Origin of the sequence: Chryseobacterium sp. (assembly GCF_029240215.1) — a bacterium.
GTDB lineage: Bacteria > Bacteroidota > Bacteroidia > Flavobacteriales > Weeksellaceae > Chryseobacterium.
In genome coordinates this window covers 44,929-51,981 of sequence record NZ_JARBTK010000012.1, presented here as the reverse complement: position 1 = coordinate 51,981, position 7,053 = coordinate 44,929, and the positions used below count along the sequence as shown (strand labels likewise).

Here is a 7,053-nt window from a genome sequence, read left to right as displayed (position 1 = left end):
TTCTTTTTTGGTGTTGCCATAATTAAAATTACTCTTTTTATGAAAACACTCCTTAAATCTTTAATATCTAATGTCCACTTTTTGATGACGATTTACAATCAAATAATTCCACATCATATTTTCGAAAAAGATAGCTTAGATGGTTATGCTCCTCAATTAATTGTTTTTCCAACTCATCAAATTGTTTCTTTTAAATCCGAGCTTCCTTTACTTAATAGAAGTAGCTTACAGTATTATAACTCAAATGATTTTAAGAATTTAGATCATAGTAATGAATATAATACTGTAATCAACAAATTATTATTTAGTCCCAATGAGAAAGAAATTGATACATGGTTAAAAGATAAACAATTAGATGAATTATTCACTTATCTGGTTTGTAGTTTTCATTTTGAGGATAAAAAGATATTTCAACATGTTGTTAAAAAACTAAGTGAAGAATCAGATATAAAAAAAAATAACCTTGAATATTTGCAATTACTTTTTAAAAGAGATAAAAAAATTATAGATATTCATTTTTTAAAAGAGATTGCTAGTTTTGATAATGAAAATAGAATGTATAATCATTTTAAAAATTTAATATCAAAAGAATTTAATGAAGATGAACAAACAAAATTTCTAAATGAAATTAATGAAGTCTATGGTATGAAAGAGTATTCGTTACAACAAAATGATGTTCAAAATTACTTAAAGCCAGGATACCAAATAATTGATGAAGTTAATGCTGATTTAGATGATGATTCGGATGATGATAAAATCTATATTGCTTCATCATCTGATGAAATAGCTAATGCACAAGTATTAATTTTTAAAAATAATAGCAATTCTTTTTCATTATGGGTAAAGAATGACTCATCTCCCTTTTTAGGGCAAAAAGAATACAAAAAAACAGTCACAAAAGGAAAATATTTCACTATAGAGTACAATAGAGATATTGAAGATAAATACAATAATTACAATTATTTAACATTCAAACTTCAAGATGATAATTTTATATTACATCAATATAGTAAGGAAATTTATGATGTAAATCAAGATAAAAATTTACCTGTAAAAACTTGGACGAATAAAAATTTCGGTAATTTAATTTTTGAAAAAACTTCATATGAGTTTATTGAAAAATTAAAATAAATCATTTAACGATGGTACATTGATAACGGAAGTAAATTGAGGCAAACTGAAAGATGCCAAACAGAAAAAGAAAACCAAAAATTATTACACCAAAATTTACAATGAAGATGACGACGAATTATTAGATGGAAAAGAGAGTGGTACATTAGCGGAGTTTTTTTAAAACTCTGAAAACCGAACTTGTCTATCAAAATAAATATGAAACTAGAGATCATACCAAAAACTCTGTGTTTGAATATATAGAAACATTTTACAACATCCAGAGAAGGCATTGATTCCGTCGAATCTTTAGGAAATTTAACCATAAGAGAGTATCAAAATTTAATGTCTAATCAATCTAAAAATGTAGTATAAAGAGTATATAAATTTTGTCTCAAAAATAGTTGCAAGTTCATGATATAACTTATAGAAGGCTTTGAAAAGAAGAATACTAAAGATTAAAAAAGAAAATAACCTTTTAAAAACAAAAAAGACCAGCTTAATCAACTGGTCTTTACTTTTATCTTCTAACCCTTTTCGGTTTTTTTGCTTCTTCTGCAGCTTTCTGTTTATCTATGATTTCCTGAGCCTGATTAAAGAGTGTGTTTGCAGACTCATATTTGATCTCTTCGTAATTGGGAGAATCGACGAGGATATCTTGCCATTTCCTGATCCTGTCTTTGGTATTCCAGTTGAAATCAGGGAACTTCTTTTTATCGGGACCTATCTTACTCATAGGATAAGTGGAAGATTGCGAACCGATACTGCATGAAATAATCTGCAACTCCTGTTGTTCAAAAAGAGAACCAATGATCCCGCATGAAGAAAGAGTAATTCCCATTCTTTCATTCTTTTTCGTTTTTTCATTATAATCATCGTCATAGGTAATCGCCTGAGCATTTCCTATAACCTTGATTTCTTTAATGTTTTTACCTTCGTAATAAACCGCCATGAGCTTACCTTTCACCTGGTTAAATTCATCCTTCATATTCAGAGAATCTGCTTTGCTGATAGCAAAACCGTTTCCAATTACTTTCAGAGAATCTATATTTTCTGTTTGAGTATTGAAATAAGCTTCAACTTTATCACCGGTTACCTGTTTTTCACCGCTCCACAAAATCGGGTCTTTATACATATGCATAACTCCGTCGGTTTCGTTAAAAGCAATGGAATCTGCTCTTCCCTGAGCATTAGATTTATATATTCTGGCTTTTTTAAAGGCTCTCAAATAACTTTTTTTAACTTTCGTTGAATCAAGTTTTTGGTAGGAAAGTATTTTTTCTGCAGCAAAATAGATCGAATCTTTTTCAAGAATTTTTACAGCATAAGCACCTTTGGTCATCATTGCAGAATCTTTCTTTTCGAAAATTTCTCCGTAACCACCTTTCAGATATCTTTTTTCTAAAGGATCATCCAGAGTCACGTTTCCTGTCGCTGTACCAAAACCTGTCAGTTGGTTAAAATAGAGAGCATCGCCGGTAAGAATTTTGTCGTTGTAATAAATCTTCGAGTTTTTATTCAGAAAAGATTCTTTAGTATTGAGATTATGGGTTCCTTTTTCTGTAAAGATTCTGTTCTTAGGATTTTTTCTGTTCGTAATGGTAGTAGGACCATTGATATCAACAATATTGGTATTTTGATTCTGAACGACATTAATTCCGTCTAAAATATAATCTTTATCTTCAATTCTTACATTATCCGTCAGGTTGATTGTACGGTTTGTCAGATTATACGTAGCAGATTTTGAATAAGTGGTACTTTTACCATCGTTGATGGTTCCTCCCGTATTATAATATGCAAGGTTTGAGCCTCTGTCATAATACATGGTTTCGGTTTTTATTACTGTACCTTTAGGATCATTCAGAACTACATTTTTTCTGGCAACACCTTTTTGCGTGTTTCCGTCATATTCCATTTCCGAAGCGGTGATTACCGAGCCGTCAGTATTCTGAAGTTTAGTATTTCCAGAAGCTTTTACAAAATTTTCTTCATCATACATTACAACAAGATCTGCTGTAAGTACTGAACCTTGATGTTCTATCTGTACGTTACCGACAAGATATCTATTACCTTCGTATTTGGTGTCTTTCTTAATTTCATCCGCATGGATAATCTTTACTTTATTATTAAGATTCGATTTCTGCGGCTGGTTTTTTACAGGATTCTGTAGAAACGGATCTCTCTGCACAGGTTTAGGTTTATCCTGTGCAAACGTGAAAGAGGAAAATAAAATAAACAGAAAAAGAAATATTCTCATTGATTAATCATTCTTAGTGCCGTAAAAATACAGCGAATGAGAATCAATTTTTACGCCAAAAGCCTCTTCAATAGCTTCCTTAATTCCCTGAATTCTAGGGTCGCAAAACTCAATAATTTCTTCAATCTCTTTATCTGAACCTTTTTTGTAAATCACCAAATGGTCATGCTGCTTATCGAAATACGATTTTTCGTAAGATGATGATGTCAGCGTTTTTTCACCAAACTGATGCTTACGGATCAGCCCTGCATCAAGGAAAATTTCTATGGTGTTGTAGATTGTTGCTTTAGAAACATGATATTTCTTCTGCATCATCAGAAGATACAGATCATCTACATTGAAGTGATGATCCATATTATAGATTTCCTCTAAAATGGTGTATCGTTCAGGTGTGTTACGAAATCCCTTTTCAAGAAGGTAATTTCTTAAAACATCTTTTATTAGAGTAATATTTTTTTCTTTTTGTAAAGTATCCATCAAAAAAATTATAGTACAAATTTATCGATTTTTATTTAAATGGAATATACCATGTGAGAGAGTATAAACCTGATATTCTAAAAATTATGACCCGTAAAGTTTGACTGCTCGATTCTGTTTGCGGATATAGTTTCTTCTGTCAAAGGTGCTGATTCTACTTCTACGTTGTGCATTGTAACTCCCCAAGCTTTAAAGTCATCACTTCCTATGTACTTCACAAAGTTGTACAAACTCAAGGTAACTTTTTGTTTCACGGTTAAAAGTATATCATTGATATATGTATTATCTATAACAACATACTTCAAATCTGGCGGGATATTATGCGCTCTTAACGATGGATGGCTACTTCTTGAAGGAATTGTACCATCTGCCATCAGATCCTTCAAAACCATATTGAAATAATCATTAATTCTTCTGTCAACTTTAAATCCTAAAAGGAAATTGACTTTATAAATTGTTCCCGGCAAGATTTCCTCTACACTATATTTAAAAGTATAGGGATCTTCTTGATTTATAATACTTAGTATAAAATAATGATCTGCTCTTTTAGGCTGTTTTTTAATTATGGAATAAATAATCTTTGATTCTATTTCGTCATTATATTTTGCTCTGCTTAAATACGCAAGGTTGGTACAGTATTTTGGTATTGTCTCATCCAGCTTCATATCTTTAATGATAGAAACATATTTACTTATTTTAACAAAATTAATGAATTTAGCTTTTATTTGTCTTCCATTGTACCATGAGTACATACAAACGCCTATAAAGCCAGCTAAGACTACTGTAATCCAACCGCCATCAAAGAATTTAATGATATTTGCACTGAAGAAACCTAGTTCAATTGCACCGTACATTAGAAAGAAACTCAAAATAATAAGTTTATTCACTCTTTTCTTTAATAACCAAAATGTAAGTAAAATAGTGGTCATAAACATAGTAACTGTTATCGAAAGACCATAAGCAGCTTCCATCTTATGAGATTCTTTAAAATACAAAACTACAATGATACAAAATAACAACAATCCCCAATTTATTCTTGAAATATACATTTGCCCTTTCACACCAGAAGGATAATCTATTTTTTGGTTTGGCCATAAATTAAGGGACATCGCCTCAGAAAAAATAGTGAAAGATCCTGTAATCAAAGCCTGAGAAGCTATAATTGCTGCTGCTGTTGCCAAAACAACTCCTGGGAGAATCATCCATTCCGGCATAATTCCAAAAAAAGGATTTACCCCATTTCCTTGTACAATTTCGTAATTTTTCAACAACCAAGCACCTTGCCCTAAATAATTTAAGACAAGCATTAATTTAACAAAAACCCAACTCACTCGTATATTCTTTGCACCACAGTGTCCAAGATCAGAATATAAAGCTTCGGCTCCTGTAGTACATAAAAAAACTGCTCCTAAGATAATAATTGCACTTGGTGAGTTTACAATCAGTTTATAAGCATAATAAGGATTGAATGACTTCAAAATAGAAAAATCCTGCACCAGATGCAAAAACCCTAGAATCCCCAAAACCAAGAACCAAATTACCATTACAGGACCAAAAAATTTACCTATAAAAGATGTACCAAACTGCTGAACTACAAAGATTACAATTAAAATTGCACAAGTAATAGGAACAATTGGGGTGTGTGGATTGTAAATTTCTAAACCTTCAATCGCAGACATAACAGTAAGTGAGGGCGTGATTACCCCATCAGCGACTAAAGCCGATGCGCCGATGATGGCAATGAGATAAAGCCATCTCTTTTTCAGATTTTTGATTAATGAAAAAAGAGCCAAAATACCACCTTCACCTTTATTGTCTGCACGAAGTGCAATGATTACATATTTCAGGGTTGTTTGTAGAGTTAAAGTCCAGATAATACACGATAGTGCACCCTCAATATATTGGTCAAACGGCATTGTAGCACCTTCCTCTCTTGCATTCACAATTGCTTTCATTACGTAAAGTGGTGATGTACCGATGTCACCGAAAACAATTCCGAGTGAAACAAGAACTCCTACGAATGAAAGTTTTTTAAGATCAATATGATGACCTCCTTCTGTAACTTCTGCCATGTCAGCTGATTATTTTTTGAATGCGCAAATGTATACTAAATTTATGATCCTGAGATCAAATAGTCATGCATTGTATAAATGAAAAAACTTCCTTTCGGAAGTTTTTTTCTATGATTTAATGTACATCGCTTTTTTAATCTCCTCTTTTACTTTCTCAAGTTTCGGGAACCAATCTGCAAATAATGCTGCAGAATAAGGTGCTGGAGCATCAGGAGTTGTAATTCTCTTAATTGGAGCATCCAGATAATCAAATGCTTTTTGCTGTACCATATAAGTAATCTCTGAAGATACGGAACCAAATGGCCATGCTTCTTCCAAAATTACCAGTCTGTTAGTTTTCTTTACAGAAGTTAAAACAGTATCAAAATCTAAAGGTCGAACGGTTCTCAAATCGATCACTTCGACAGAAATACCTTCTTTAGCCATATCTTCAGCTGCCTGAATAGCCAATTTCATGATTTTTCCGAAAGAAACCAAAGTTACATCTGTACCTTCTTTTTTGATCTCAGCTTTTCCTATTGGTAAATAATATTCTTCTTCAGGAATTTCCATTTTATCTCCGTACATCTGTTCAGATTCCATGAAAATTATCGGATCGTTATCCTGAATTGCAGTTTTTAATAATCCTTTCGCGTCGTAAGGGTTTGAAGGAACTACTACTTTAAGACCAGGTATGTTTGCAAACCAGTTTTCGAAAGCCTGAGAGTGTGTTGCTCCCAACTGACCTGCAGAAGCTGTAGGACCACGGAAAACAATCGGACAGTTCCACTGACCACCACTCATCTGACGGATTTTTGCTGCATTGTTGATGATCTGATCAATCCCGACAAGTGCAAAGTTAAACGTCATATATTCTACAATCGGTCTGTTACCATTCATTGCAGCACCCACAGCGATACCGGTAAAACCAAGTTCTGCAATAGGGGTATCGATTACACGTTTAGCACCAAACTCATCCAGCATTCCTTTAGAAGCTTTGTATGCACCGTTGTATTCTGCAACTTCTTCTCCCATTAGAAAAATGGATTCGTCTTTACGCATTTCCTCGCTCATTGCCTGCGCAATCACTTCACGAAAAGTATATTCTGCCATATTTATTTGAAAAATTTAGAGTACAAAAATAGTAATTATTTATTA

The 7,053-nt window shown here is 32.5% G+C and carries 5 protein-coding genes and 1 pseudogene; 2 read left to right on the top strand and 4 right to left on the bottom strand.

The window, feature by feature from the left end; translation table 11 throughout:
* On the top strand, positions 1–1,131 hold a 1,131-nt coding region (locus K0R77_RS16815), incomplete at its 5' end, for a hypothetical protein (protein ID WP_300355069.1).
* A 152-nt stretch (positions 1,132–1,283) separates the two neighbouring features.
* Positions 1,284–1,406, top strand: a pseudogene (locus K0R77_RS16810) (IS3 family transposase); the annotation flags it as partial.
* A 224-nt stretch (positions 1,407–1,630) separates the two neighbouring features.
* On the opposite strand, the gene K0R77_RS16805 reads toward K0R77_RS16810, so the two are convergent.
* The 4 genes from K0R77_RS16805 to K0R77_RS16790 all read right to left on the bottom strand — a co-directional run bounded on the left by K0R77_RS16805 (position 1,631) and on the right by K0R77_RS16790 (position 7,008).
* Complete coding sequence (locus K0R77_RS16805) at positions 1,631–3,367, bottom strand: OstA-like protein (RefSeq protein WP_300355066.1); 1,737 nt, start codon at positions 3,365–3,367, stop codon at positions 1,631–1,633.
* A gap of 3 nt (positions 3,368–3,370) precedes the next feature.
* Complete coding sequence (locus K0R77_RS16800; protein ID WP_047444463.1) at positions 3,371–3,844, bottom strand: Fur family transcriptional regulator; 474 nt, start codon at positions 3,842–3,844, stop codon at positions 3,371–3,373.
* Between the two features lie 77 nt (positions 3,845–3,921).
* Complete coding sequence (locus K0R77_RS16795) at positions 3,922–5,916, bottom strand: KUP/HAK/KT family potassium transporter (RefSeq protein ID WP_300355062.1); 1,995 nt, start codon at positions 5,914–5,916, stop codon at positions 3,922–3,924.
* 108 nt (positions 5,917–6,024) lie between these two features.
* Positions 6,025–7,008, bottom strand: coding sequence for a pyruvate dehydrogenase complex E1 component subunit beta (locus K0R77_RS16790; protein WP_300355059.1), 984 nt, complete (start codon positions 7,006–7,008; stop codon positions 6,025–6,027).
* Positions 7,009–7,053: the final 45 nt, after the last annotated feature.

What these genes read in the sequence shown, in the direction of transcription:
- K0R77_RS16790 (WP_300355059.1), bottom strand. Translation starts at nt 7,008, where the DNA reads ATGGCAGAATATACTTTTCGTGAAGTGATTGCGCAGGCAATGAGCGAG.
- K0R77_RS16795 (WP_300355062.1), bottom strand. Translation starts at nt 5,916, where the DNA reads ATGGCAGAAGTTACAGAAGGAGGTCATCATATTGATCTTAAAAAACTT.
- K0R77_RS16805 (WP_300355066.1), bottom strand. Translation starts at nt 3,367, where the DNA reads ATGAGAATATTTCTTTTTCTGTTTATTTTATTTTCCTCTTTCACGTTT.
- K0R77_RS16800 (WP_047444463.1), bottom strand. Translation starts at nt 3,844, where the DNA reads ATGGATACTTTACAAAAAGAAAAAAATATTACTCTAATAAAAGATGTT.